The sequence below is a fragment of the Pantoea sp. ABR1s genome, assembly GCF_057812235.1.
This window is the reverse complement of record NZ_CM173823.1, coordinates 2469198-2495123: the sequence shown is the minus strand read 5'-3', so window position 1 is coordinate 2495123 and position 25926 is coordinate 2469198. Positions and strand designations below refer to the sequence as shown.

At 56.8% G+C, this 25926-nt stretch carries 22 protein-coding genes and 1 pseudogene; 15 read left to right on the top strand and 8 right to left on the bottom strand.

The window, feature by feature from the left end; genetic code table 11:
• The first annotated feature begins 1 nt into the window (after nucleotide 1).
• The 7 genes from ACXKZD_RS11690 to ACXKZD_RS11660 all read left to right on the top strand — a co-directional run bounded on the left by ACXKZD_RS11690 (nucleotide 2) and on the right by ACXKZD_RS11660 (nucleotide 8112).
• Nucleotides 2-601, top strand: coding sequence for a DUF2291 family protein (locus ACXKZD_RS11690; RefSeq protein ID WP_033757339.1), 600 nt, complete (start codon nucleotides 2-4; stop codon nucleotides 599-601).
• Nucleotides 601-2115 (top strand): sugar ABC transporter ATP-binding protein, encoded by a 1515-nt coding sequence (locus ACXKZD_RS11685; protein ID WP_022625834.1) that lies wholly within the window; start codon nucleotides 601-603, stop codon nucleotides 2113-2115. The genes ACXKZD_RS11690 and ACXKZD_RS11685 overlap by 1 nt, the downstream gene beginning before the upstream one ends.
• A 2-nt stretch (nucleotides 2116-2117) precedes the next feature.
• Nucleotides 2118-3224 (top strand): ABC transporter permease, encoded by a 1107-nt coding sequence (locus tag ACXKZD_RS11680; protein WP_010246189.1) that lies wholly within the window; start codon nucleotides 2118-2120, stop codon nucleotides 3222-3224.
• Nucleotides 3225-3415: 191 nt separating this feature from the next.
• Nucleotides 3416-4246 carry a transketolase gene (locus ACXKZD_RS11675; protein ID WP_122458846.1) on the top strand — a complete coding sequence of 277 codons (831 nt, stop codon included), beginning with the start codon at nucleotides 3416-3418 and terminating at the stop codon, nucleotides 4244-4246.
• A complete protein-coding gene (locus ACXKZD_RS11670) occupies nucleotides 4239-5183 on the top strand; it encodes a transketolase family protein (protein WP_010669881.1) in 945 nt (314 codons plus the stop codon). Before ACXKZD_RS11675 ends, ACXKZD_RS11670 begins: the two co-directional genes overlap by 8 nt.
• Before the next feature lie 2 nt (nucleotides 5184-5185).
• Nucleotides 5186-6673 (top strand): FGGY family carbohydrate kinase, encoded by a 1488-nt coding sequence (locus tag ACXKZD_RS11665; RefSeq protein ID WP_346459093.1) that lies wholly within the window; start codon nucleotides 5186-5188, stop codon nucleotides 6671-6673.
• Between the two features lie 20 nt (nucleotides 6674-6693).
• Nucleotides 6694-8112, top strand: coding sequence for an L-fucose/L-arabinose isomerase family protein (locus tag ACXKZD_RS11660; RefSeq protein ID WP_033771480.1), 1419 nt, complete (start codon nucleotides 6694-6696; stop codon nucleotides 8110-8112).
• 112 nt (nucleotides 8113-8224) lie between these two features.
• Here ACXKZD_RS11660 and ACXKZD_RS11655 read toward each other — a convergent pair whose 3' ends face one another.
• Both ACXKZD_RS11655 and ACXKZD_RS11650 read right to left on the bottom strand, forming a co-directional pair.
• Nucleotides 8225-9355, bottom strand: coding sequence for a mechanosensitive ion channel family protein (locus ACXKZD_RS11655; RefSeq protein ID WP_031592912.1), 1131 nt, complete (start codon nucleotides 9353-9355; stop codon nucleotides 8225-8227).
• A 96-nt stretch (nucleotides 9356-9451) separates the two neighbouring features.
• Nucleotides 9452-10186, bottom strand: coding sequence for a flagellar brake protein (locus ACXKZD_RS11650; protein ID WP_031592913.1), 735 nt, complete (start codon nucleotides 10184-10186; stop codon nucleotides 9452-9454).
• Nucleotides 10187-10396: 210 nt separating this feature from the next.
• On the opposite strand from ACXKZD_RS11650, the gene ACXKZD_RS11645 reads away from it, so the two are divergent.
• Nucleotides 10397-10645, top strand: a complete 249-nt coding sequence (locus tag ACXKZD_RS11645) for a GlsB/YeaQ/YmgE family stress response membrane protein (protein ID WP_010246168.1) — start codon at nucleotides 10397-10399, stop codon at nucleotides 10643-10645.
• A 67-nt stretch (nucleotides 10646-10712) separates the two neighbouring features.
• Here ACXKZD_RS11645 and ACXKZD_RS11640 read toward each other — a convergent pair whose 3' ends face one another.
• Nucleotides 10713-12812, bottom strand: a complete 2100-nt coding sequence (locus tag ACXKZD_RS11640) for a TonB-dependent siderophore receptor (protein WP_089414305.1) — start codon at nucleotides 12810-12812, stop codon at nucleotides 10713-10715.
• A 191-nt stretch (nucleotides 12813-13003) separates the two neighbouring features.
• Nucleotides 13004-14689, bottom strand: coding sequence for an alpha,alpha-trehalase TreA (gene treA / locus ACXKZD_RS11635; protein ID WP_010669886.1), 1686 nt, complete (start codon nucleotides 14687-14689; stop codon nucleotides 13004-13006).
• A 210-nt stretch (nucleotides 14690-14899) separates the two neighbouring features.
• Here treA and ghrA point away from each other — a divergent pair, with 210 nt between their 5' ends.
• The 5 genes and pseudogenes from ghrA (at nucleotide 14900) to ACXKZD_RS11610 (ending at nucleotide 19172) form a co-directional block, all read left to right on the top strand.
• Entirely contained in the window at nucleotides 14900-15841 is a 942-nt protein-coding gene (gene ghrA, locus ACXKZD_RS11630; protein WP_488981623.1) for a glyoxylate/hydroxypyruvate reductase GhrA, read from the top strand.
• Nucleotides 15842-15880: 39 nt separating this feature from the next.
• Nucleotides 15881-16618, top strand: coding sequence for a phosphatase (locus ACXKZD_RS11625; protein ID WP_250531677.1), 738 nt, complete (start codon nucleotides 15881-15883; stop codon nucleotides 16616-16618).
• An 829-nt stretch (nucleotides 16619-17447) separates the two neighbouring features.
• Nucleotides 17448-17918, top strand: a complete 471-nt coding sequence (locus ACXKZD_RS11620; protein ID WP_488981622.1) for a hypothetical protein — start codon at nucleotides 17448-17450, stop codon at nucleotides 17916-17918.
• Between the two features lie 465 nt (nucleotides 17919-18383).
• A pseudogene (locus ACXKZD_RS11615) lies at nucleotides 18384-18578 on the top strand (phosphatase); the annotation flags it as partial.
• Between the two features lie 27 nt (nucleotides 18579-18605).
• Nucleotides 18606-19172: a TorD/DmsD family molecular chaperone gene (locus ACXKZD_RS11610; protein ID WP_245116678.1), complete on the top strand. Its 567-nt coding sequence runs from the start codon at nucleotides 18606-18608 to the stop codon at nucleotides 19170-19172.
• A gap of 123 nt (nucleotides 19173-19295) precedes the next feature.
• On the opposite strand, the gene ACXKZD_RS11605 is transcribed toward ACXKZD_RS11610, so the two are convergent.
• From ACXKZD_RS11605 to ACXKZD_RS11595, 3 genes are all read right to left on the bottom strand, one after another.
• Nucleotides 19296-19661, bottom strand: coding sequence for a helix-turn-helix domain-containing protein (locus tag ACXKZD_RS11605; protein WP_010246157.1), 366 nt, complete (start codon nucleotides 19659-19661; stop codon nucleotides 19296-19298).
• 292 nt (nucleotides 19662-19953) lie between these two features.
• Nucleotides 19954-21330, bottom strand: coding sequence for a CoA transferase (locus tag ACXKZD_RS11600; RefSeq protein ID WP_346443624.1), 1377 nt, complete (start codon nucleotides 21328-21330; stop codon nucleotides 19954-19956).
• A 46-nt stretch (nucleotides 21331-21376) separates the two neighbouring features.
• Nucleotides 21377-22261, bottom strand: a complete 885-nt coding sequence (locus ACXKZD_RS11595) for a DMT family transporter (RefSeq protein WP_010669895.1) — start codon at nucleotides 22259-22261, stop codon at nucleotides 21377-21379.
• 173 nt (nucleotides 22262-22434) lie between these two features.
• Here ACXKZD_RS11595 and ACXKZD_RS11590 point away from each other — a divergent pair, with 173 nt between their 5' ends.
• Nucleotides 22435-23160 carry a glutamine amidotransferase gene (locus ACXKZD_RS11590; RefSeq protein ID WP_060679982.1) on the top strand — a complete coding sequence of 242 codons (726 nt, stop codon included), beginning with the start codon at nucleotides 22435-22437 and terminating at the stop codon, nucleotides 23158-23160.
• Here the strand turns inward: ACXKZD_RS11590 and ACXKZD_RS11585 are convergent.
• Entirely contained in the window at nucleotides 23148-23711 is a 564-nt protein-coding gene (locus ACXKZD_RS11585; RefSeq protein WP_033766984.1) for a class I SAM-dependent methyltransferase, read from the bottom strand. The two genes, ACXKZD_RS11590 and ACXKZD_RS11585, sit on opposite strands and share 13 nt — an antisense overlap.
• Before the next feature lie 232 nt (nucleotides 23712-23943).
• Between ACXKZD_RS11585 and exaC the strand changes: the two genes are divergently transcribed.
• A complete protein-coding gene (exaC, locus tag ACXKZD_RS11580; RefSeq protein WP_010669897.1) occupies nucleotides 23944-25464 on the top strand; it encodes an acetaldehyde dehydrogenase ExaC in 1521 nt (506 codons plus the stop codon).
• Nucleotides 25465-25926 lie beyond the last annotated feature (462 nt).

Genomic DNA, 25926 nt, shown 5'->3' with positions numbered 1-25926 from the left:
CATGAAACGGATGCTGGCGGTATTGACCGGTATGGCGCTACTCAGCGCCTGCACCGTGGTGGATCTGGATGCGGACGGTAAGCCGATCCTGCCGAAGGATCCGCACGCGAAACCCAGCTATACCACCCAGACACCGCAGCAGATTGCGGAAGAGACCTGGCAGCCGCGCGTGATGACCACCGCGAACAGCCATGCGCTGAGCTGGGCCGACATGGAGGCGAAAAGTCAGACGGTCAAACCCGGCGGGCGCGAAAGCGTCTTCGTACGAGCCGGGGGGACAGCCAGCGCCTTTGATGAGAGTAGCCCGCGTGAACGCACGCTGACGCTGATGATTAACGGCAAGCCGGTGGCGGTCAGTGTCGGGCCGGTGCTGCGCAGTAACGCTATCCGGGATGCCGCCGGATTCCGTTTCGAAGAGTTTACCAATCAGGTGCAGTACGCCCAACTGACCCGGGCGCTGAACCGTCACGCGGTGAAGCAACTGCCACCGCTGGATGCCAGCTGGGTCAACCAGCCGGTGCAGGCGCTGCTGGCCGTAACCATCGGGCAGAACAGCGTTGAAGATGTGGTGGCGGTTGAGCTGAAGCGGGGGACGCCCTGATGGACGATGAGATCATTCTGCGGGCCGAACAGATATCGATGCTGTTTCCCGGCACGCTGGCGCTGGATCGCGTCGACTATCGGGTCTGGCGCGGCAAAGTTAACGTCATCATCGGTGAGAATGGGGCGGGAAAATCGACCCTGATGAAAATTCTGGCCGGGGTACAGCAGCCCACGGCCGGTTCGCTGTTCCTGAATGGCGAGCCGCTGACGCTGAGCAGCACCCGCGACGCCGCCCGGCACGGCATCGGCATGGTGCACCAGGAGCTGAATCTGTTTGAGAACCTGACGGTGGCTGAAAACCTGTTTCTTGGCCGGGAGATCCAGCGCGGCCTGGCCCCGATCAACGAGGCGGAGCAGGCTCGCCGCACCGCCGCGCTGATGGCGCGCCTGGATCAGCCGATTTCACCCCATGAGCGGGTCGGTAATCTCAAGGTGGGTCAGCAGCAGCTGGTCGAGATTGCCAAAGCGCTGGCGGAAGATGCGGACATCCTGATCCTCGACGAGCCGACCTCGGCGCTGAGCAAAACCGAAGTGGAGATCCTGTTCCGGGTGATCCGCGACCTGACGCAGCAGGGCGTTACCGTGATTTACATCTCCCACCGGCTGGAAGAGCTGATGGCAATTGGCGACGTGATTACCATTCTGCGCGACGGGCGCTTTCAGGCAGAAGCGCCGGTCAGCAGCATCGATGTGCCGTGGATCGTGCGTGAGATGCTGGGCAGTGAACCGGTTACCACCTTCCTGCCGGAAGCGCGTGAGTTTGGCGCGCCGGTGCTGGAGGCGCAGCACATTACCTGCGTCAGCCCCAACGGCAATACCCTGGTGGATGACGTCAGTTTTCAGGTGCGGGCCGGGGAAATTGTCGGGATTTACGGGCTGATGGGCGCAGGCCGCACCGAGCTGTTTGAGTGTCTGCTTGGCAGTCAGCGCCACTATCTGGGCAAGCTGTGGCTCGACAGCAAACCGCTGCCGACCCGTCTGCCCACCGCCGACCGTATCCGCATGGGCATGAGTCTGGTGCCGGAAGATCGCAAACGCGCCGGGATTTTCCCGGTCTCATCGGTTGCCAGTAATCTCACCATCGCCAGCCTGTGGCGGCGTCTGTCACATCGCTTTGCCATTGCCCACCAGGCGGAGCAGCAGGCGGTGAGCCAGACGGTGGGCAACCTGGCGATCAAAATCTCCTCGCCGGACGTGGCCATTAGCGCGCTGAGTGGTGGCAACCAGCAGAAAGTGGTGATTGGCCGCGCGCTGCTGACCAATCCGCGTCTGCTGCTGCTGGATGAGCCGAGTCGCGGCATTGATGTCGGTGCAAAAGCAGAGGTGTTTCGCATGATGGTGGCGCTGTCGCAGCAGGGCATTGCAGTTCTCTTCTCCACCTCGGACCTGAAAGAGATTATGGCGGTAGCCGATCGCATCCTGGTGATGTCGGGCGGCAAACTTACGGCTGATCTTCCCCGCGACCAGGCGGAAGAGGCAGCGCTGGTGAAAGCAAGTGCGCAGGGGTTCTGAGCATGAAAAGCAATGACAGCGTCGCGCTGACCACACTTCCGGCTAAGGCGTTCAGTTCACGTGAAAGCATTCTGCTGCTGCTTCTGAAGCTGCGCACTTTTATTGCGCTGATTCTGATCGTCGGCTTCTTCGCCATCACCGTGCCGGACTTTCTCGCCACCGGCAGCCTGGTGATCATGGTGAAACATATCGCCATCAACGCCTTTCTGGCGCTGGGCATCACCTTTGTCATTATCACGGCGGGAATTGACCTGTCGATTGGGGCGACGCTGGGACTGTGCGGCATGATCGCCGGCTGGCTGATTACCAAAGGCATTGTGCTGCCGATGTTTGGCATCGCTATTTTTCCCAGCGTCTGGGTGATTGTGCCGGTGGTGCTGCTGATCGGCGCGCTGATTGGCGCGGGCAACGGCTGGATCATTACCCGCTACAACGTGGCCCCCTTTATCTGCACCCTCGGCACCATGTACATCCTGCGCGGCGCGGCGATGCTTACCTCCGGTGGCGAGACCTTTCCCGGTCTGCAGGGGAATCCGCTGCTGGGCAATACCGGTTTCGATCGGATTGGTGCCGGAACCTTTCTCGGGCTGCCTTACGCCATCTGGATGATGGTGGTGCTGGCGCTGGTGATCGCCTACATCGCCCGTCGCCTGCCGTTTGGCCGTCAGGTCTATGCCATCGGAGACAATGAACGTGCCGCTGAACTGTCGGGTGTGAAAACCCGGCAGGTAAAAATTCTGGTCTACACCCTGTCAGGATTCTGCGCGGCGATTGCTGGCATCGTGGTCTCATCGCAACTGGTCGCCAGCCATCCGGCTAACGGCACCGCGTTTGAGATGAATGCCATTGCCGCCGTGGTGCTGGGTGGCACGTCGCTGGCGGGCGGACGCGGCACCATCCTCGGCACGCTGATTGGTGCCTTCGTCATCGGCTTTCTGGCGGATGGCCTGATCATGATGGGTGTCAGTGAATTCTGGCAGATGGTGATCAAAGGCATCGTGATTATCATCGCGGTGATCATCGACCAGACCCAGAGCCGGATGCAGCAGAAGGCGGCCGTGGTGGCTCAGAAAGCGTTAATCGAGGAGGGGACACCGGCAAAACCCTGACGGGAAAGTGCGTTGAACCGGACAGCGGGTGCCGCTGAGTGATTCCTGGCAGTGGACGGCCTGCCCGGTTTAATGGGCAGAGTAGTGAACAAAGGGCGGTTCAGTTTATCAGCCCCCTTTTTTTCAGGCACAAAATTTTTTAACCGACGTGAATATATATTCATAACCGATTTAAAATTCAGAGGTAGTGTATGAATCCTTTCAATCTTCCGGTCGATGACCTTGAGCGCCGGGCGCGGGCAATCCGCCGCCGCATCATCCAGCTTAACGCGGGCAGCCCGGCAGGCGGTCATACCGGCGCTGACCTGTCACAGGTAGAGGTCCTCACCGCGCTCTACTTCCGCATTCTGAACTGCGCCCCGGATCGCACAGACGACGATCAGCGTGACATCTATATCCAGTCCAAAGGGCATGCGGTGGGGGGTTATTACTGCGTGCTGGCGGAAGCGGGCTACTTCCCGACCGACTGGCTAGCAACCTACCAGCATGCCGACTCGCATCTGCCCGGCCATCCGGTACGGCAGAAAACGCCGGGCGTTGAGCTGAACACCGGCGCGCTGGGTCACGGCCTGCCGGTGGCGGTGGGCATCGCTATCGCGGCGAAAAAAGATAACAGCCCGCGCCGCATCTTTGTGGTGACCGGCGATGGTGAACTGGCTGAAGGCAGCAACTGGGAGGCGGCGCTGGTGGCGGCGCATTACGGCCTCGACAACCTGATCATCATCAATGACAAAAACAAGCTGCAACTGGCGGGCGCGACCCGCGACATCATGAACACCGATCCGCTGCCGGAAAAATGGCGCGCCTTCGGGCTGGAGGTCACCGAATGCAACGGCAATGATATGGCGGCGGTGGTCGACACCATTGAAAACCTGCCGAAGAACGGCAAACCGCAGGTGATTGTGGCGCATACCGAGAAGGGATTTGGCGTCTCCTTTATCCAGAGCAAGGCGGAATGGCATCACCGGGTGCCGAAAGGCGAAGAGATCGCACTGGCACTGGAGGAACTGAAAGATGAGTAATGCACAACATTTAGCAAGCGTCATGGTCACGGCCTTTATCGACGCGGTGAATCGCGGTGTGGATCTGGTGCCGGTGGTAGCGGACTCCACGTCGACGGCCAAAATCGCCCCCTTTATCAAGGCCTTTCCCGACCGGCTGATTAACGTCGGCATCGCTGAGCAGACGCTGGTGGGCACGGCGGCCGGTCTGGCGCTGGGCGGCAAAGTCGCAGTGACCTGTAACGCCGCGCCATTTCTGGTGTCACGCGCCAATGAGCAGGTAAAAGTCGACGTCTGCTACAACAACACCAACGTCAAACTGTTCGGGCTGAATGCCGGGACCAGCTATGGCCCGTTAGCCAGCACGCATCACAGCATTGATGACATCGCGGTGATGCGCGGTTTCGGCAACATCGAGATCTATGCGCCTTCCTGCCCGCTGGAGTGCCGTCAGATCATCGATTACGCCCTTGAGCATGTCGGGCCGGTCTATATCCGTCTGGATGGCAAAGATCTGCCGCAGCTGCACGAAGAAAGCTACCAGTTCAGGCCGGGCGCGATCGACCTGCTGCGTGAAGGCAGCGACATCGCACTGGTGGCGATGGGCTCAACGGTTCACGAGGTGGTTCACGCTGCTGAGCAACTGGCTGAGCAGGGCATTTCAGCCGGTGTGATCGCGGTTCCATCGATTCGACCTTGTGATACCCAACAGCTGCGCAACCTGTTAAATCACTACCCAGCGGTGATTACCGTAGAGGAGCATAACGTTAATGGCGGTGTCGGCAGCCTGGTGGCCGAAGTGCTGGCGGAAGGCGGCTGCGGCATCCCGCTGTTGCGGCTCGGCATTGCAGATGGGGAATATGCGATTGCCGGCGATCGCGCCTCTACCCGCGCCCATCATGGCATTGATGCCAGTAGCGTGGTGAATAGTGCAGCGCGCATCTGCGCAGGAGCATAAACATGGTGGGACCCCTGATTCTGGCGATCGACGAAGGCACCACCAATGCCAAGGCGATTGCGGTTGATCGTGATGGCCGTGTGGTGGCACGCGGCAGCCAGAGCTTAACCCTGCAACATCCGCAGCCGGGACTGGCTGAGCAGGACCCTGTGGCGATCTGGCTGGCGGTAAAAGAGGCCATTACCCATTGCCTGGCAGCCTGTGGTGGCGCGTCTGTCGCGGCTGTGGCGATCAGTAATCAGCGCGAGTCGGTGCTGATCTGGCAGCGGCGTGACGGCAAGCCGCTGACGCCGCTGGTGAGCTGGCAGGATCGACGATCCGAGTCACTCTGTCGCGACCTGCGTCAGGCGGGCAAAGCACCTCGCATCACCGGTTTGACCGGCCTGGCCGTTGACCCGATGTTTCCGGCCGCCAAGCTGACCGGGATGCTGGCCGCCATTCCTGACGGCGCGGCGCGGGCGGCGGCGGGTGAGCTCTGTATCGGCACGGTCGACAGCTGGCTCAGCTGGCAGCTCAGCGCGGGCGAGGTATTTATTACCGATCATGCTAACGCCTCCCGTACTCAACTCTACAGCCTGCATCTTAATGACTGGGACGACGAGCTGCTGACGCTGTTTCAACTGCCGCGCGCCGCGCTGCCGCGCATCACCGCCTCAGCCAGTGAACAGGGCGTGGTCGCGGTGAGTGATATTCCCGGCTTAGCGCCAGGCACGCCGATTCTGGCGCGCATCGGCGACTCTCATGCCGCCTTACAGGCGCAGCGGCGCGGCGAGTCTGAAGTGGTGAAAGCCACCTACGGCACCGGATCTTCACTGATGATGTCCATGGCGACGCCGCTGCTGACGGAAAATGGCCTCAGCACCACCGTAGCCTGGCACGACGGCACGCTGCGTTATGCCTTTGAAGGCAACATTACCCACACCGGTTCCGGTGCCGCCTGGCTGGGCAGAATGCTCGGCGTGCAGGAGCCGCGCGAGCTCACCGCGATGGCGCAGCGCTGCGACGATAATCAGGGCATCTATTTTGTCCCGGCGCTCTCTGGTCTGGGCGCGCCCTGGTGGGATCTGCAGGCGCGCGGCATGGTGTGCGGATTGACGGATGCCGCCACACCCGCCGTGCTGGCGCGGGTGGCGCTGGAGTCGATCGTCTGGCAAATCGCCGACGTCTTTTTTGCCATGGAGCAGGCCAGCGGCCAGCAGCTTCCGGCGCTCTGTGTGGATGGCAGCGCCACCGAAAATAGCTGGCTGATGCAGTTACAGGCGGATGTGTTACAGCGGCCGTTGCAGCGGGTGCCTACCGCCGAGGTCTCCGCGCTGGGCGCGGCACTGCTGGCAGGCAAAGTGCTGGGATGGTGGCAGCAGGGCAGTGATATGCAGGCGCTGCAGGGCGGCAGCGTCATCATGCCGCGTGAAGAGCACGCGCAGCGTATGCAGGAAAACTATAAAGGCTGGATTGACGCCGTTGCACGCTGTCGTTATCAGCCACATTAATCCTTATCCGGAGCAGAGCCATGTCAACACTTCCTCAGCAGTTAACCTTCGGCGTCATTATTGGCAACCGGGGTTTTTTTCCCAGCTATCTGGTGGGCGAGGCGCGCCAGCAGGCGGTCGCGCTGTTTGAAAAGATGAACATTAATACGGTGATGCTGGATGAGACCCAGACCAACCTGGGCGGCGTCGAGACGCGTCAGGAGGCGAAAACCTGTGCCGCGCTGTTTCGTCAGCACCGCGAAGCGATTCACGGCATTGTGGTGCTGCTGCCAAACTTTGGTGATGAAAAAGCCATCGCGGAAGCGCTGCGTCTCGCCGGGCTGAACGTGCCGGTGCTGGTGCAGGCCGAAGAGGACAATCTGGATAAAATGGGGCTGGCGACCCGCCGCGACAGCTTCTGCGGCAAAATTTCACTCTGCAACAACCTGCGGCAATATGGCATCCCGTTTACGCTGACCCGCCAGCACGTCTGCGCACTGAGCGGCGACGTGTTTATGCAGGATCTGCAGCGGTTCAGCCAGCTCTGTCGGGTGGTGAATGCCATGCGCCGGGTACGCGTCGGGGCAATTGGTGCCCGGCCCGCCGGATTCAACACCGTGCGCTACAGCGAAAAGCTGCTGGAGAAGATGGGCATCGCGGTGGAGACCCTGGATTTATCGGAGATCTTTACCCGCACCAACCGGCTGCGCGATGACGATATCCGCGTGGCAGAGAAGCGTGAAATCCTGGAGGCCAACGCCGATGCGCGGGGTATTCCGGGTGAAAAACTGGTGACCATGGCCAAACTGTTTGTGGTGATCAGCGAGTGGATCAGCGACAACGATATCGATACCACCGCCATCCAGTGCTGGACGTCGTTGCAGGAGAACCTGGGCATTAACGTCTGCTCAATCATGAGCGTGATGTCGGGCCAGCTGATGCCCAGCGCCTGCGAAGTGGATGTGATGGGGGCGCTGTCGATGTATGCGCTCGCCAGTTGCTCGCTGAACCCCGCCTCGCTGGCAGACTGGAACAACAACTTTGGCGACGAGCGGGACAAATGTGTGCTGTTTCACTGTGGTAATTTCGCCAGCGCCAGCCTGGAGTCAGCGACCATGGGCACGGCGGATATCATCGGCACCACCGTGGGCAAAGAGAACACCTGTGGCGCAGTGCATGGCCGCATGAAGCAGGGCGATCTGACCTATTTCCGCCTCTCTACCGACGACTTCAGCGGCGAAATCAAAGCCTATGTGGGAGAGGGAATGTCGGTCACCGATCCGCTGGACACGGTAGGTTGCCGTGCGGTGATCCAGGTGCCGCAGCTGGAGACACTGCTGGCGTGGATCTGCCGTAACGGCTTTGAGCATCATGTGGCAATGAACCACTCTGCCACGGCTGGTGTGCTGCAGGAAGCGTTCAGTGAGTATCTCGGCGTGAGCTGCTACCGGCATCAGTAAGCGGTAAGGCGGAACGGCTGAATGCAGGGGATGAAGCAGCCGGTGCGGTCACGATTCCGCCCGCACCGGCTTGTATGCCCGCCACTTCTGAAAAAGAAAGGCGGGCACTGATTTAGCGCGCCATTCTGCGCACCTCGTCATCGTCATTCTGCACCGCAACCAGATCCACCGGTGGCAGATTGCCGCCACTGAACTCCACCTGACGAATCGGGAAGGCGAAGCGGATATTTCGCTCTTCCAGTGCTGCCATCAGTTGCAGGTTAATCTCCTGCTGAATATCCATGTACTTGTTGTAATCCGCATCCAGCACAAAATAGACCACTTCGAAGGTCAGTTTTGAATCCTCAAAGGCCAGGAAGTGGGCACGGTCAAAACGGGTGGTCTCAACGCCCTGGATAATCTCTTTCACCAGCGGGCTGATCTCCCGGACCTGCTCTGACGGCGTGGCGTAGCTGATACCAAACTTAAAGACGATGCGGCGCTGCTGCATACGCTTATAGTTGTGGATCGTCTGCTGCAACAGAATGGTATTTGAGCAGACAATCTGCTCGCCGCTCAGGCTGCGCAGTCGGGTGGTTTTCAGGCCGATATGCTCGATGGAACCGGCAATGTCACCAAAGACAATAAAATCGCCATGCTCAAACGGCTTATCAAAGCCTATTGCCAGCGAAGCAAACACATCGCTCAGTACGGTCTGAATCGCCAGCGCAATCGCAATACCTCCGACTCCCAGGCTGGCGACCAGTGCGGTAATGTTGATGCCCATGTTCGACAGAATGGCCAGGAACATCATGATCCAGACCACCACCCGCAGCAGAATCCCCAGGATCACCGTAGTGACCGGGTTGCGCACGTGCAGCGGGTCACGCAGCAGGCTTTTCAGCCATAGCCGGATACCACAGTCGAGCCACAGAGCGAGCTGCACAATCAGCGCCAGGAACCAGCCGTGCGCGATAGTCACGCTCCACGACGCGGGCAGATCGACAAACTTCAGGGCAATCAGCAGCGAAAAGATCAGCAGCAGGGTCTGGCTGGTACTGCGCAATATCTCCACCAGAATCGCAGTGGCGCGAACATGACGATGTTCGCTGTAAAGGGCAATCCGGTTGGAGATAAAGCGAATCAGAGTACGTAATATCCAGTAAATCACCAGCGTGGACACCACCACGATGGCGCTGTTTAGCCAGAGTTCCTGATTAAAAAAGAGGGAGTGAAAACGACGTGAAGAGAGCCAGTTTTCCATTGGGGAGGGTCTCCTTGCTGGGTTCCGGTTTAAAAGAAAACAAGCAAGAAGCATAGCCTGGATGCGGCCCACCTGTGTGGCGCATCCGTAAAGCGGTTACTGGAATCGGGTCGATTTATCGCGCGCCAGGCGCTCAAGGGCAAAAATAATCTGCTGAAGCTGCCGCTCCTGCGCCGGGTTCAGCGTGGCAAAACGAAAGCTCAGTCGCGGTGTGATGCGGGTTTCATTTTTGCCGGTCACCACGCTGCGCTCGCCAATGCTCAGCAGCTTTACCGGCACGTCAAAATGGCCATACTCGCCCAGCTCGACCCGGAACGGGTTGAAGCTGTCACCGTCCTGCAACCCGTCCGGCAGCGCTTCATCGACCAGCACGCCGATACCGCCCAGCGACAGATCCTGCAGACGCAGGCGCGTTTTCCTGCCATCGGGCCACACGGTATGACACCAGAACTGCGGCTCCAGCGGGGCGCAGACACGGAAAAACTCACGTCGCTGGATCTGCCACAGCAGGTCTGGCAGCGGCGCGCTGAAAGCGGGTAACCCTTCAAACTCCACGATTTCCAGCGCGGCGAGGCTGAATTCCACCTTAGCGCCGTAGGTTTCCGCAGTGATACTGAGATCGTCGCTGGTCAGGGCATAATCGTTATCCAGATTATTACTGCCGAGGTCAAACAGCAGGCGATCTTCATCGGCAGCCAGCATCCGGCTGATAAACTGCCCACGCGGAAAGCGCACCAGTAATGGCGTCTGCAATCGCAGCAGATCTTTCATAACGCCAAGAACCGCCAGCGTGCCACGTTTTAGATATTGTTCCTGGTCGGCTTCTTTCACGTCCTGCTCCACAAGGGGGGTTACTTTATTGATGCGGTTTTTTTGCCTCGTCTCGGTTATCGGCGCGGCAAAAAAAAGCTTTAGCATGCTATTCATCAATAATAACTGTGAGCAGGCAGGCATTTTTTGAAAAGCTGGTTATACTTATCGCGGTAAACCGCTTGATTAATCAGGCGTTCACGATTTAATCAAAAAAGGAAGGAGCAACAGATGGGTATTATTTCCTGGGTCGTCTTTGGCTTAATCGCAGGTATTCTGGCAAAGTGGATTATGCCGGGTAAAGACGGTGGCGGTTTCATTCTGACTATCGTTCTGGGTATTATCGGTGCAGTAGTGGGTGGCTGGATCAGTACGCTGTTTGGCTTCGGCCGCGTCGATGGGTTTAACTTCGGAAGTTTCGTGGTCGCTGTTATCGGTGCCATCGTGGTGCTGTTCATCTACCGCAAAGTACGCAGTTGACCGTAAAGGTTTAAACGAAAAAGGGGACGAAGCGATTCGTCCCCTTTTTTTATCTCTTATTTTGCTATCAGAAGTCGTAACCGACTGTCGCCATCACGCTGCGTTCTGCGCCCCAGTAGCAGAAGCCCGTACCGTAACAGCCCGCTACATAGGTGCGGTCGGTCAGATTATTGGCGTTGACCTGCACCCAGGCACCTTTCAGGCTGCTGTTCCAGACGCCGAGATCGGCCCGCACTGACGCATCAAACAGCGTCACCGACGGCACACGGGTGGTGTTTTCATTGTCCGCCCACTGTTTGCCGATGTAACGCACGCCCGCACCCGCACTCAGACCGTAATCAAACTGATAGTGACCCCAGAGTGCAGCCATGCTGTTGGGTGTGACATATGGCGTATGTCCGTCGTTGCCATCCACCGACTCTTTAAAGCGCAGATGATTCAGCGTATAGCTCGCCACGGTGCTCAGACGCGGGGTTAACTGATTACGCGCTTCCAGCTCAATGCCCTGTGAATGCACTTTGCCCGAAGGGGTAAAGAACGGCGTCGGTGCTTCCCGGTTCGCCACATCTTTCTGCGTCAGGTCATAGACCGCAACGCTATAGAGATCGCGGGTGCCGACCGGCTGATATTTCACCCCGGCTTCATACTGCTCCGCGGTGGTGGGCTTCAGCAGGTTATTGTTGGAATCGGTGAGCGCGGTCGGGGTAATTGCCTGGCTCCAGCTCACATAAGGCGAGATGCCGTTGTCGAAGGCATAGAGCAGCGCAGCGCGGCCGCTGATGTGATCATCCTGACGACGCTCATTGCCGCTGTTATTGGCGACGATGCGGTCATAACGACCGGAGAGATCCAGATGCCAGCGATCCAGCTTCATCTCATCCTGCAGATAGAGGCCGGTCTGATAGTAGCGACGGGTTTTATCTGCCCAGGTGTAATCCGGCATGTCGCCTACCTGCTCGCCGGTCAGGGCATTGAGCTGACTGGCTGAACCGCCCGCCGCGTTGATCTCATTTTTGTAACGATGATACTCGGCACCCAGGGTGACGCGGTGCTCCAGTTCACCGGTGTCGAACTCCGCCTGTAAGCGGTTATCGGTGGACCAGGCAGAGAGCGACGAGCGCTCACCGGAGTAAGAACGGTTCAGCAGGTCGGGATTATTTTCATCCCAGCCAACCTGATAGACCTGATCGAGATCGACATTCGAGTGGCTGTAGCTGCCGGTCGAGTAAAATGACCAGACGTCGTTGAAGCGATGGGCGAAATCGAAGCTGTAGATCTGCTCGCGACGCTTGAACTGATCGAGATCGCTGTTGCCCTCATAAAAGCCGTTGCTCAGCTTGTAGCCGTTGTGTTCGGTGAGGCTGCCGTCACCCGGTACCGAACCGTGATAACCGCCCGACGGATCCTTCTGCAGATAGGCTTTCAGGATTAGATGTGTATCTTCGTCCGGCTGCCACATCAGCTGCGGCATCAGTGCATATTTCTCTTCGCGGGTGTGATCGTACTGGGTATCGCTGTTGCGGGTCACGCCGGTCAGGCGAAACGCCCACTGATCGTTGATGGCATTGGTATAGTCAAACATCGTGCCGGTGGTGGCGTTGCTGCCCGCCTGCAACTGGATGTGACCCTCTTCGCTGAACTGAGGACGCTTGGTGACCATGTTCACCAGTCCGCCCGGCACCGTCTGACCATAGAGCGCAGAAGAGGGGCCTTTGATCACGTCGATGCGCTCAAGGAAGGCGTTATCGACCTGCAATACATTGTAACTGCCACCGTCGCTCATCAGTCGCATGCCGTCGAGGAAGGTATTATCGGTATCGCCGCCATGGAAGCCGCGTAGCGAAATAGTGTCGTAACGCGTCGCGGCACCCCCAAAGTTGGTGAAGACGCCGGAACTATAGCCCAGCGCCTGATTCAGGGTCAGCGCGCCCTGATCCTGCATCTGCTGACGGGTGACCACGGAAATCGATTGCGGCGTGGTGATGAGCGGACGATCGCTTTTGGTTGCGCCCTGGCTGGTCGTCGCCAGATAGCCTTGGGTCGGCGAGGTCGAATCTTCCTGCGGTTGCGCGGTTACCACCATATCGGCAGCATAACTCAGAGCAGGCGCGGTCAGCGCCAGGGTGCATAGGGGAACATAACCTTTCAGCGACAATGACAGTTTCATCAAAATTCCTTTCTTGGCAAAGGTTCAGGCAAGTGAATAAAATCTTTGATAGGCAATCTCATTATCATAATGAGAATTATTACCTTTTGTAAATTGGCTGCAATTTTGCCTGTTGATGAAAGAAGGTCAAGTAAAATTCGCGGAAATGAAGTGGGGATACCCCCGGCAAGGCCAGAGGTATCCAGAGTGGATTAAGGTTGTGAGGCAGACGCCTGCGGAATATCGTGGGCGCTGTTACAGGTTTTATCTTTCGGGCAGTACTTATCCAGCAGTTTCAGCGTGACGCCGTTGGTCCAGCCGAAGCCATCCTGCAGCGGATATTCACCGCCACCGCCGCCGCCGAGATTTTTGCCATCAACGACATATTTCTCCACCAGCTTATGCTCACGGTCATAGGTGTTCTGAACGTTTTGCAGGAAGCGTAATCCCACCTCTTTCGCCAGTTTTGGCTGGTTGTAGTGCTCCAGACCTTCCACAGCAACCCACTGCAGCGGTGCCCAGCCATTGGGTGCATCCCACTGCTGACCGTTGTTCACGGTGGTGGTCACCAGACCACCAGGTTTCAGCAGCTGTTTTTCTACCGCGCTGGCGGTGCTTTCAGCCTGCTTATCGCTGGCGACCTGCAGATAGAGCGGGAACAGCGCGGCAGCAGTCAGCTGAGGATGGACCTGCTTTTTCTGCCAGTCATAATCGGCGTACCAGTTCTGTTTGCTGTCCCACAGATAGCGGTTGATCGCCGCCTGGCGCTTCTCCGCGCGATCGGCAAACTGCTTCGCCAGATCGCTCTGCTTGTTCATCTGATAGCCTTTCGACAGGGTCTGCTCCAGATGGAACAGCAGGCTGTTGAGGTCAACCGGGGCCAGCTGCGTGGTACGAATTGTCGACAGGTTATGCGCATCGGTAAACCAGCGCGAACTGAAATCCCAGCCCGACGCCGCACCGGAACGCAGCTCACGGTAGAGTTCGGCTTTATTCCTCTGCGGCGCTTTCTGGGCGGTGGCAATGTCATCCATCCAGGATTCTGTACGTGGCACGTCGCGCGCATCCCAGTAGCGGTTGAGCAGGCTGCCGTCCGCCAGCTTAATCACGCGCTTGCTGGCTGCGCCCGCCGCGACTTTATCGCTGTCTGCCATCCAGTAGTCATACTCTTTCTGCAGCTGCGGCAGATAACGGGTATAGGCTTTGCCGTTATCGTGCGTCGCCAGCAGATCGACCATCAGGCTGAAGAACGGCGGCTGTGACCGGCTCAGGTAGTAGCTGCGGTTGCCGTTGGGAATGTGGCCATAACGGTCGAGCAGCGAGGCGAAGTTGTCCACCATATCCTGCACTTTATCCCAGTGCCCGCTCTCGGCCAGCCCCAGCATGGTGAAGTAGCTGTCCCAGTAATAGACTTCACGGAAGCGCCCGCCTGGCACCACATAGGGTTTGGGCAACGGCAGCAGCGAGTCATACTGACCGGCGCTGCTGGTGGTGCGCGTCAGCACCGGCCACAGGCCATCAATGTGGTCACGCAGGTTTTGTCCGGCTGGTGGCACATATTTGTCACCGGCCGCGGGCAGGGTAAAGTTGGCATCCACAAAACGCTTAAGATCGAAATTGCGCTGTTTCTTCTGCATCTGCCAGTCGGCAAGAATTGAGGCGGGATCGAATTTCGGCACCGCATCCGCAAAGGTCTTTTGATCGGGATAGAACTTCGCCTGTTGCACGGCATTAAACAGCGGTCCTAAACGAACGTCAGGCGGCTGCGGCTGATTATTCAGCATGCGACTGTTGTCGTCGGCCTGGGCAGTGAAGGCGGGTACGCTCAGCAGCAACGTGAGCAGAAAGGGCGCATAACGCTGACGCCGTGGAGCGGCGTTTACCTCAATTTTTGTCATCGGTTTTTCTCCTTGTCCGAAACGCGGCCGCGCGTAACGCATTGACCACAGGACCAACTTTAGACCTTATCTGACCACTTCACCCTGAAGCGAGCCGGAAATGTGAAGCCACGGGAATTATTTTTATGGAAAAAACCGCTTTATTACGCTGGTTTTTTCTTGCTCTCACCACGCTTTTCCCTGACGCTGAAAGAAAAAAAGGAGAGCAGGATGGAGATCATCTGGTATCACCCGTCGCAGTCTGCAGCGGCCTGGATTAACGGTTTACAACAGCGTCTGCCCCAGGCGCGGGTGCGTGCCTGGCAGCCAGGCGATAATGGTCCGGCTGATTACGCGCTGGTCCGTTCGCCCCCCACAGAAATGCTGCAGGGACGCGCCACCCTGCGCGGCGTCTTTGCGCTGGGGGCAGGCGTGGACGAGATTCTGAAACAGCTGCAGCAGAACCCCGAGATGCTGCCCGACAACGTGCCACTGTACCGGCTGGAAGATACCGGCATGGCGCGGCAGATGCAGGAGTATGCGGTTCATAGCGTACTGAGCTGGTTCCGTCGTTTTGACGATTACCGTCTCCAGCAGCAGCAACAGTGCTGGCAGCCACTGCCCGCTTACACGCGTGAAAACTTTACTATCGGCATCCTGGGGGCGGGCGTGCTGGGCCAGAGTGTGGCGGAAAGCCTTAAACCCTGGGGATTCCCGTTACGCGTCTGGAGCCGCTCGCCCAAAGAAATTGATGGCGTGACCAGCTTTGCCGGTCGCGATGCATTGCCTGCCTTTCTGAAGGAGACGCGGGTGGTGATCAACCTGCTGCCGAGCACGCAAGAAACCATTAATCTTATCGACCACCACTTTTTACAGCGGCTGCCGCACGGCGCTTTCTTCCTTAACATCGCGCGTGGCGCGCAGGTGGTGGAAGAAGATCTGCTGGCCGCGCTCAATAGCGGGCAGCTGAAAGCAGCGGCGCTGGATGTCTTTCAGGTTGAACCGCTGCCCGAAGCGCATCCGCTCTGGTCACATCCGCGCGTCACGATCACGCCCCATAATGCGGCGGTAACCTTGATCGACGAAGCTATCGACTACATCGCCCGCGCCATCACCCAGGACCAGGCAGGCGAGCCGCCGCAGGGCAGGGTGGATCGTCAGCGCGGCTATTAATGAACCGGCCCCGTCAGGGGCAATCAGCAGGAGAAGAGGATGTATCCGGTAGATCTGCATATGCACACCATCGCCAGCACGCATGCTTACAGCACGCTGCACGACTACGTGACTCAGGCGAAGCAAACCGGCATGAAACTGTTTGCCATTACCGATCACGGCCCCGACATGGCCGACGCGCCGCACTACTGGCACTTCATTAATATGCGCGTCTGGCCGCGCGTGATCGATGGCGTGGGTATTCTGCGCGGTATCGAAGCCAATATTAAAAATCAGCAGGGCGAAATCGACTGTTCCGGCCCGATGCTCGATGCGCTGGATTTGATCGTCGCCGGTTTTCACGAGCCGGTTTATGCGCCGCGCGACCGGAAACATCACACGGATGCGATGATCGCCGCGATGGCGGGCGGGCTGGTCCATATCATCAGTCATCCAGGCAACCCGAAATTCCCGGTCGATATCCCGGCTATCGCCGAGGCAGCCGCACACTACGATGTGGCGCTGGAGCTGAACAACTCCTCCTTTACCCATTCGCGTCCGGGCAGTGAACCGAACTGCCGGGCTATCGCTGCCGCGGTGCGCGATGCCGGTGGACGGCTGGCATTTGGCTCCGATTCCCATACGGCGTTTACGCTCGGAAATTTTGAACATTGCCTGCGCATCGCCCGCGAGGTGGAATTTCCTGAGGATCGGGTGTTAAATGTCATGCCGCGTCGCCTGCTCGACTTTCTGGAGCTGCGCAGCGGCAAACATATTGCTGAACTGGCTGACTTTTAGCGCCATGCCAGGTAAGCAACACGCTCACCATGATGAAAATCCCCGCTTTTATCTGCGGGGATATAATGACTGAGGCGAGTATTTTACCGTAACGTGTTCTCTTATCAGCCCGGAAAGGGCGTGTGGCAAGACCTGAAGCTTAAAGCTGAGAGAGCACTTAATAACTGAAAAATGGTCTCAATCGTTCGGGTTAGCAATGTCAACGGGGCGGTTCGTCCGGGCGGGTAATGGCGTAAACTTTAAGTTCTACTCTGCTCTTTATTGATCGCGTTAGATCAAAGCGTAGAATTACCACGCCTGGTAACGCGCTTTACTAATTTAATAGTTAACCATGCTAATAGCAAAGCTGAAATTATTATTGCTATGAATAATGCATTCGCTGTTGAAGGGAAAATTTGAAATGGATTTACGATTTCACCGAGCTTCATGTAAGCATCTTCCGAAAGGGTTCTGAAGATGATTTCCGGGATCACTATAAGATAAAATAGAGTAAATACGGTGTATAAAGCCAGCCACTTGATCCTTTTCATAAGCCATTCTCTTTGCATACCTTTCACTTCAGTATACAATCGTTGCATAAGGAATTCTACACAAAGGGATGAGTATGAGCATGTCTTATCTTAAGATTAAACTTCAGGCAGAGCGAACCATTGCGCTTAACTTTGAGAAGGCACTTGCTGAGTTACATCAAACAATGCTTGATACAGGAAGGGGGATTGTGTCTGGCGCTTAACGTGCAAGCGGCTATGGTTCATGCTTTTTTGATGACTACAAGGATGTTTGTAATCAACTTAAGCAGGAAGATTTGCGATACCTGAAGCAACTCAGAATGCTGTTTACCCGGCAGAACGTGGTTTTAGAGATGGTAGAAATATACTTCAGACAAAAACTGAGCCGTATTGGTGATACAGGCATCCAGAACATACAGAGACTGTTAGCTGAAAAAGCGTCTGATTATGCTTCTGGTAAATTCTCTAAACTTGCTATAGCACAGTTAATCGCGCTCGTTATTACACAATCCCGGGATTTCAAACAGTCACATATTAATGTAATTAATGCTACAAGTTCGTATGCCGTAACCGCTTTTAAATTTTATGGTAAGTTTGAGATTGCCACAAAAGCAGCAAGAAAATTACGCTTCGATGATGCGGAGTATTACTTCGACTTATATAATGCTAATTTAGAAATGTTCTATTATTTGATTGAGCCGGAAATGTCTAAAATAATCTATTTGAAAAATTCAGGTTCCACTAGCGAAGAGCAGATTTTAAATCTACTAAACAAGATTTTAATAAAATGAAGGCGATCCTTCGCTGGCTATATGCCTGGGTAAGTCAATCCTTCTTTGGACTTATACCACCAGCGGCCGGTCTGGTCGGGGCCATTTTTTTTGTAAGCGTTTTTCCTACATATGGTCTGCTGTTCGCTTTTCTATGGATCCTTTTAATTATTTATTTTTGTGGAAAATATTTTCGCTATTACTAGTGGAGGTAAGCCCCCGTAGGAAAAGTGCTTTTTATTTTATTCTATTTTTTTATGAAAATTTACGAGTTTGATTAGCCTGTTATTGCATATCTTCATTCCGCCTGGCTAATAGTTCATCAGAATCAGAAGTTGCTGGATGATGTATTCTGAAGTTTTCTATGCAAAATTAACCAGTTGCTTTAAGATTTTTTCTGAAGTATGAACTCACTTTCTGGCTGAGATAGCCAGGTGTAAGGGTGGATTACTCAGAGTCCCGGTCATCGCCGTTGTTAAGACCGCCGATGCCGGTGGACGGCTGGCATTTGGCTCCGATTCCCATACGGCGTTTACGCTCGGAAATTTTGAACATTGCCTGCGCATCGCCCGCGAGGTGGATTTTCCTGAGGATCGGGTGTTAAATGTCACGCCGCGTCGCCTGCTCGACTTTCTGGAGCAGCGCAGCGGCAAACATATTGCTGAACTGGCTGACTTTTAATTTACTTGCCTCAAGGAAATCTGACTCATGAATGAGTTTTCCATTCTGTGCCGCGTGATCGGCTCACTGTTTAATCGTCAGCCGCAGGATCCGCTGCTGGTACCGCTGTTTACGCTGCTGCGTGAAGGCAAACTGCAGTCGCAGTGGCCGCTGGAGCAGGATGAGCTGCTGACCCGTCTGCAACAGAACAGCGATCCCCAGGCGCTGGCCGCCGATTACAACGCGCTGTTTGTTGGCAGCGATTGCAACGTGCCGCCGTACGCCTCACAGTGGCCGCAAGGCAAAACGGAGCCAGAAGTGCGTGCATTCCTGACCTCACGCGGAATGCCGCTGAGCGATGCGCCTGCTGATCATTTTGGTGTGCTGATGCTGGCTGCGTCATGGCTGGAAGATCAGTCAGCGGAAGATGAGAGCGCGGCGCAGATGGCGCTGTTTGAAGAGTATCTGCTGCCGTGGTGCGGTGCTTTCCTGGGTAAAGTGGAAGCGCACGCGACCACGGCCTTTTATCGTACTCTTGCCATGCTGAGCCGCGAAGCGATCCAGGCGATGTACAACGAGCTGCTGGATAGCAGCGAAGAGACGCCTGACGCCTGATTCACCACGTCGCCGGGTGCGTACCCGGCGCACAGTGCTGAATCATCTTTCTCAATGGGTTCTGGGGGGGATTCTCTGGATACGGCGTGCTTTTTTTCGGGCACCTGAACCCTCTCAATCGGCTTACAGGATTAACTGCCCGGGTCGGCAGCCATACAGTTTTGCGAGACGTTCACGCGTCTTTTTCTGCGGCTTACTTTCAATACGCTCCAGTTGAGAGATCGCACTTTGCGTGGTCCCCAACTGCTGAGCCACATCATGCTGGCTAAGCCCCCGCCAGATGCGCCAGGCCGCCTGGAGACTCACTTCCTGCTCAATCATGATCCCTGCAACGTCGTGCGGGATCGTCTCATCGTCGTGCTCGTCAGCCTCCACAGGAATAGTCTCCCATTCGCCATCGCTGGCCGAGAGCAGCCTTTCATATTCCGCCACCGGCAAGACCACAAACTGGGGTTTGCCTGCTTCATCATAGATGTACTGTTTTGACATAGTTTATCCGGGTAATTGTGTGTCGCAGCAGAGGTCGTGAGTGCGTAAGGCTATGCCGGAACTGCATAGTATTGAGTAAGTGACCGGAGTTCATGAATTATGGCGAATGATAAGGTTATTATCTAATGCTATCAAATGAGTTTTCTAATCATCTAATGATGCCAGTAAGCGAGGGGAAATGGTGATGCGGGTTTAGACAGACGCGCTAACAGCTTACATCCACGCCGTGATGCTCATCCCTGAGACATAAAATGTTCCGGTTCGGATTAAACAGACGCGAGCCGCATCCGCTTCACCACGTCGCCGGGTGCGTACCCGGCGCACAGCCTGGCGTCGAACAGAGCTGTGGGGTGCCGGGCAGCCAGACGGCCGCTTGCAGCCTCACTCCAAACCCCCACGGCGTTAATTCGTAACAGGGCAGGTTATCCTTAACCTGCGGCGCAATGCCGGAGCCTGTGCGCTGATCGGTGGGATGCTGCTGCAACAGCCACGCGGTGCGCGCCAGCGACAGCCGGACCTGGCTGCCGTGGCCCTCAGTAATGCGTCGCCGTAATCCCTCCAGCACCGCCGCCGCCAGCAGATAGCCGCTGGCATGATCCAGCGCCTGCACCGGCAGCGGGACCGGTTTATCGCTCTGCTGCCACTGCATGCCTCTTTCAGCAATGCCGCACCCCATCTGCACCAGACTGTCAAAACCCCGGCGATTGCGCCACGGACCCTGCCAGCCCCAGGCATTCAGGCCGGCATCAACCAGACCGGGTGAGAGTGACTGAAGGGTCTCCGCGTCAAACCCGAGCCGTTCCAGCGCATCCGCCCGATAGCCATGCACCAGCACGTCCGCTTCACGCAGCAGGTGGATAAACTGCTCGCGATCGGCGGTCTGAGTCAGATCCAGCACCGCTCGTCGCTTGCCGCAGCTCATCTCTTCATCCAGCGTCGGCTCCTGCCAGCCGGGCGGATCGATGCGCAGCACGCTGGCTCCCAGGCTGGCAAGAAAACGGGTAGCGACCGGCCCGGCAATAATCCGCGTCAGATCCAGTACTTTAATGCCCAGTAAAGGACGGGCTTCGGCCAGCGGCCACGCCGGCGCCGCTGCCTGTTGTGTGGTCTGCCAGCTAAACAGCGGTTCGCGCTGCACGGCCAGGCCCTGCGGATGCTGCTGCCAGGCGGCGGCGCTGCGCATCTCTGCGGCACAGCCACCCGCATCAATAACGGCCTGCTCCAGTTCGCTGGCCTGCCACTGTTGCACCTGCTGCGCCAGTGCTGCGCGATCGGCGTGCGCCCCCAGCACCCGCTCCATCGCCAGCCGGTGATGTGCGGCGTTGGTGTGCAGACGGATCCAGCCATCCCGGCTGCGATAGTCACCGGCAAACGCATCCCACATCGCGGGCGCCGCGCGATTCAGCGGATGAAAGCTCTGCTGAAACCAGCGTGACGCCAGCCGGACGTTAACGGTGACGGGCGGAGAGAGTTCAGGGCGGGATGTGGCGATAAGCGCAGCAGCAGCCTGCGTTGCCAGACCGATACTGGTGGCCGCCAGTTCACTGACGGCAAAGGCAGAAGAGAAGGTGGCGCGATCAACGAAGGCGGGGAGAGGCCAGGCGGCGTCGCGACCTCGCAATCCCTGCTGCATCTGCTGCCAGAGAGAGGCGGCAAGCGGTGAGTCCATGTTGTGCTTCCTGAGAGAGGTGATTTCTCAAGCATAGCACGCGGGATTAACGCCGCCGCAGGCGCGGGAAGCGGGCATGCATCCGCAGGCTACGCAGGTTGATTACGGCAATAGCGGTACCAAGGATTACCAGCGACGCACCGATAATCTTGAAGCTGTTGAGGCTGTCGCCCAGCACCACAATCCCCATCAGCACGGATAATACCGGCGTCAGCAGTGAGTAGGGCATGATCAGGTTGACGTTATATTTCTTCAGCAGCATATACCACAGCGTATAGGCGACAATCGACGAGGCGATAGCGCTGTAAAGAATGGCAAACCAGCCGTGCCAGCCCGCATTTTGCAGGGCGTAGAGCTGATGTGATTCCATCAACAGACTGGATGCGCCGACGACAGGAATGGCCAGAAACGCAATCCAGCCGGTCATGGTCAGCGGTTTAATCGGCGGTGACTTTTTCACAATCAGGTTGCTGACAGCCCAGCCGGTGGCGCTGCACAACAACAGACAAAGCACCCACCACGACGGAATCGTCGGGCTGCCGGAGAGCACGACAACGCCGCTCAGCGAGATCATAATGCCCATCAGCTGCACCAGCTTCAGCTTCTCTTTCAGCACCACCATCGCCAGCAGCATGGCAATGGGTGTACCCAACTGAACCACAATTGCGCCGGTGCCGGCATCGGTATAGCGCAGGCCGACAAACAGCAGCGAAAAGTGCATAAAACCGAACGTGAAAGCCAGCAGCAACAGCCAGGGTAGCTGCTGACGGTTAATCCGGCAAAACGGTACCAGTACGATGGCGACGACCACAAAGCGCATAAACGTCAGGAAAAGTGGCGGAAGCTCCAGCAGGCCCCATTTCACCGCAACGTTGTTGAAGGCCCAGATTGAAACCACCATCAGAATCAGAAAAAAATGCCGCACAGCCACGATAATATCCTTTCGATGTTTTTTTGCTTAGCCCGCTAATGATGGCACGAACTGCGGCATTGCAGCCAATCGCAGGGAGAAATTTTCTGCGATTGCGGCGCAGCCTGATGAGACTTTCGGGCGCGTTGCTGGCAGACTGATTTGAAACGACTTCTTAAAGGAACTGATTCGGTATGACCTACACGTCCGCCTTACCCCTTGCGTTAATTCAGCTTGAAGTCCCACCTGCTAACGTCGTCTCAGAGATTGGTGAACAGCCGCGCTGGTTTATCGACGCGTTAAACCTGCAACCCGATGAATACCTGATTGTACGGCCCCATCTGGGCGAGGCGCTACCCGCTTTCGACCAGATTTCCGGGGCGATCCTCAGCGGTTCCTGGGCGATGGTCACCGATCACGCTGACTGGAGCGAACGCAGCGCCGTATGGATTCGCGCAGCGATGGATAACGGCTTGCCGTTGCTGGGGGTCTGCTACGGTCACCAGCTGATGGCCTATGCGCTGGGCGGCGAGGTGGCGGACAATCCCAACGGCTGGGAGCGTGGCCTGTTACCGATCAACTGCATGCCGGAGGCGCAGCGCGATCCGCTACTAAAGAAATTGCCACAGGACTTCAGCGTCTGGCTGTCACATCGCCAGTCGGTAATCAGTGCGCCACAACAGGCGCAGGTGCTGGCCGCCTCTGCGCGCGATGGCTGTCAGATTGTCCGTTATTCGCCGCAGGCGCTATCGGTACAGTTTCATCCTGAATTTTCACGGCACATCATGAACGTTTGTATGCCCAGGGGCTGTACAGAAGATGGGGCAAACGAGATGGAGGGGAAAGACTGGGCGCGTGAGTTGCTGGTGGCGTTCTGGCAACAAACGCGCCCTGCAATGGCGCAAGCTCAGGGTGCGTAGTGACGCGTGCAGCGATAGACCCAGGCGGGTGGCACGTTTTTCATCACCCGCTGGCGCTCCCAGGTGAAGTAGCGCGACAGGTCTGGCTGAGTCAGCGAGGTATACTGGAACTGTACAAAGACGCCGTTGGGCCCGAGGGCGTTATACACCGCACGCAGAATCGCCTCACGCAATTCAGTGGGTAAGGAGAGCAGCGGCAGGCCAGAGAAGATCACGTCATATTCTCCGCTCAGGTACTCCGCTGAACAGGTGCGCACCGTCATGCGCGGATCGTTCAGCGCATTAAGCTTATCGGCCAGCGTGCTGCTGATCTCAAAGGCATCCAGCGTGGCATCGGGTGACATCTGCGCCAGTATCTGCCGCGTCAGTACACCGTCGCCCGCGCCGAGTTCGGCAATACGTAACTTTTCAGGCCATTCCACCGACGTAATCATGGTGCGGCACAGCGCCTCTGACGAGGGCGTAATGCTGCCCATCTTGCGCGGGTTGCGGATAAACTGATGCACGAAATTGGCTTTAGCGCGCATCAGGGTAAAAGCTGAAGCCAGCATGCTCATCTCCAGAATGAATTCATCCTCACGTTGACCCCTTTGTGCCGCACAAGTTTCTCTCTGACCAGCCTTTTGGGTAAAAGTCGGAATTATCTAAAGACGAAGCGTAAACACCCATTCCTTCGGGGCGGTCACAGTTTCCGGTTAACAGAACTGACAGGCTCTTGATGATGCTTCATGTTAATAATAAGTTTCATCATTGTTACATCAGTCACCTGTCAGGAGAATGATCATGCGTTATGCCGCCCCCGGAGAACAGGGTTCTCTGATTACCCTACAAAAGAATTATGGCAACTTCATTAATGGTGAATTCGTCGCGCCGGTGAACGGCAACTACTTCACCAATACCTCCCCGGTGAACGGCTCTGCGGCCGGTGAGTTTCCGCGCTCAGACGTTGCCGATGTTGATAACGCAGTGGCTGCTGCGGCAGCGGCGGCGGAAGCCTGGGGCAAGACCTCGCCGCAACAACGCTCGCTGCTGTTACTGAAAATCGCCGATCGGCTGGAACAGCATCTGGAGACGATGGCGGTCTATGAAACCTGGGATAACGGTAAACCGGTACGCGAAACCCTGGCGGCCGATATGCCGCTGGCCGTCGATCACTTCCGTTACTTTGCCGGTTGTGTCCGGGCGCAGGAGGGCAGTGCCGCCGAGATTGATGAGTTTACCGCCGCCTATCATTTCCATGAGCCGCTGGGCGTGGTAGCGCAGATCATTCCATGGAACTTTCCGCTATTAATGGCGGCGTGGAAACTGGCTCCGGCGCTGGGCGCGGGTAACTGTGTGGTGCTGAAACCGGCTGAGCAGACCCCGCTGTCGATCACCGTTTTTGTCGATCTGATTAAAGATCTGCTGCCGCCGGGCGTGCTGAACGTGGTGCATGGGTTCGGCAAAGAGGCGGGTGAAGCGCTCGCCTCCCATTCCGGCATCGCCAAGGTAGCCTTCACCGGCTCTACCGCAACCGGCGGTCATATTCTGGAGCTGGCAGCAAAAAGCCTGATCCCCTCGACCGTCGAGCTGGGCGGTAAATCACCTAACATCTTCTTTGAAGACATCATGCAGGCGGAGGAGAGCTTTATAGAGAAAGCCGCCGAAGGCGTGGTGCTGGGCTTCCTGAATCAGGGCGAAGTCTGTACCTGTCCGTCGCGTGCGCTGGTACAGGAGTCGATCTACGAACCCTTTATGGCGGCCGTGATGAAGCGGGTAAAAACCATCAAACGTGGCGATCCGCTGGATACCGAAACCATGGTGGGCGCGCAGGCGTCGCAGCAGCAGTTCGATAAAATTCTCTCTTATCTTGAGGTTGCCCGACAGGAGGGCGCGGAAGTGCTGGTGGGCGGTGGTGTAGAGAAGCTGGATGACTCACTTAACAGCGGCTACTACATTCAGCCGACACTGCTGAAAGGCAACAACAGCATGCGCGTTTTCCAGGAGGAGATCTTTGGCCCGGTCATTGGCATCACCACCTTTAAAGATGAGGCAGAAGCAATCAGTATCGCCAACGACTCCATCTATGGGTTAGGTGCTGGCGTCTGGACCCGCGATATCAACCGTGCTTACCGTGTGGGCAGGGCGATTAAAGCCGGGCGCGTCTGGACCAACTGTTATCACCTCTATCCGGCGCACGCCGCCTTTGGCGGTTATAAGAAGTCGGGTATCGGGCGTGAGACTCACAAAATGATGCTGGATCACTATCAGCAGACTAAAAACCTGCTGGTCAGCTACAGTATCGAGCCGCTGGGCTTCTTCTAGTTCTGGCCCGCAACCTGCCAGGTTAACTCTGCACTCTTCTCCCAGAACCACGCTATGGCGTGGTTTTTTTTGCTCCACATAGCCAGGCATGCTGAGAAGCATCAGAAGCGTGGCGATAGCTGCAATGCCGATAAAGAACAATTAATCAGTCCTTTCTTAAAGCGACGCCGGGCCGTTTTGCGCTTCGCTTACCTCGCTTCACGACCACCTCATCCTCAGCCCTTTCTGAACCGTCCCATATTGAATCAACTTGCTGATTTGTAAGCATTATCTCACTGTTTTTTACGCTAAAAACTGCCACGTATTACGGTCACCTCGCCGTTAACCTTCATTATGGCCTGGTGAAACAGCGCCATTTTTTACATGAGTTTTTTTAATGCTGACTACAGGGGGATCTGGTTTCTGTGTAAGAATACTTCATAGTTGCTCATCTTGTTAAGAATAATCCTAAGCGAGTGATTA

What these genes read in the sequence shown, in the direction of transcription:
- ACXKZD_RS11690 (WP_033757339.1), top strand. Translation starts at nt 2, where the DNA reads ATGAAACGGATGCTGGCGGTATTGACCGGTATGGCGCTACTCAGCGCC.
- ACXKZD_RS11685 (WP_022625834.1), top strand. Translation starts at nt 601, where the DNA reads ATGGACGATGAGATCATTCTGCGGGCCGAACAGATATCGATGCTGTTT.
- ACXKZD_RS11680 (WP_010246189.1), top strand. Translation starts at nt 2,118, where the DNA reads ATGAAAAGCAATGACAGCGTCGCGCTGACCACACTTCCGGCTAAGGCG.
- ACXKZD_RS11675 (WP_122458846.1), top strand. Translation starts at nt 3,416, where the DNA reads ATGAATCCTTTCAATCTTCCGGTCGATGACCTTGAGCGCCGGGCGCGG.
- ACXKZD_RS11670 (WP_010669881.1), top strand. Translation starts at nt 4,239, where the DNA reads ATGAGTAATGCACAACATTTAGCAAGCGTCATGGTCACGGCCTTTATC.
- ACXKZD_RS11665 (WP_346459093.1), top strand. Translation starts at nt 5,186, where the DNA reads ATGGTGGGACCCCTGATTCTGGCGATCGACGAAGGCACCACCAATGCC.
- ACXKZD_RS11660 (WP_033771480.1), top strand. Translation starts at nt 6,694, where the DNA reads ATGTCAACACTTCCTCAGCAGTTAACCTTCGGCGTCATTATTGGCAAC.
- ACXKZD_RS11655 (WP_031592912.1), bottom strand. Translation starts at nt 9,355, where the DNA reads ATGGAAAACTGGCTCTCTTCACGTCGTTTTCACTCCCTCTTTTTTAAT.
- ACXKZD_RS11645 (WP_010246168.1), top strand. Translation starts at nt 10,397, where the DNA reads ATGGGTATTATTTCCTGGGTCGTCTTTGGCTTAATCGCAGGTATTCTG.
- ACXKZD_RS11640 (WP_089414305.1), bottom strand. Translation starts at nt 12,812, where the DNA reads ATGAAACTGTCATTGTCGCTGAAAGGTTATGTTCCCCTATGCACCCTG.
- treA (WP_010669886.1), bottom strand. Translation starts at nt 14,689, where the DNA reads ATGACAAAAATTGAGGTAAACGCCGCTCCACGGCGTCAGCGTTATGCG.
- ghrA (WP_488981623.1), top strand. Translation starts at nt 14,900, where the DNA reads ATGGAGATCATCTGGTATCACCCGTCGCAGTCTGCAGCGGCCTGGATT.
- ACXKZD_RS11625 (WP_250531677.1), top strand. Translation starts at nt 15,881, where the DNA reads ATGTATCCGGTAGATCTGCATATGCACACCATCGCCAGCACGCATGCT.
- ACXKZD_RS11620 (WP_488981622.1), top strand. Translation starts at nt 17,448, where the DNA reads ATGCTGTTTACCCGGCAGAACGTGGTTTTAGAGATGGTAGAAATATAC.
- ACXKZD_RS11610 (WP_245116678.1), top strand. Translation starts at nt 18,606, where the DNA reads ATGAATGAGTTTTCCATTCTGTGCCGCGTGATCGGCTCACTGTTTAAT.
- ACXKZD_RS11605 (WP_010246157.1), bottom strand. Translation starts at nt 19,661, where the DNA reads ATGTCAAAACAGTACATCTATGATGAAGCAGGCAAACCCCAGTTTGTG.
- ACXKZD_RS11600 (WP_346443624.1), bottom strand. Translation starts at nt 21,330, where the DNA reads ATGGACTCACCGCTTGCCGCCTCTCTCTGGCAGCAGATGCAGCAGGGA.
- ACXKZD_RS11590 (WP_060679982.1), top strand. Translation starts at nt 22,435, where the DNA reads ATGACCTACACGTCCGCCTTACCCCTTGCGTTAATTCAGCTTGAAGTC.
- ACXKZD_RS11585 (WP_033766984.1), bottom strand. Translation starts at nt 23,711, where the DNA reads ATGCTGGCTTCAGCTTTTACCCTGATGCGCGCTAAAGCCAATTTCGTG.
- exaC (WP_010669897.1), top strand. Translation starts at nt 23,944, where the DNA reads ATGCGTTATGCCGCCCCCGGAGAACAGGGTTCTCTGATTACCCTACAA.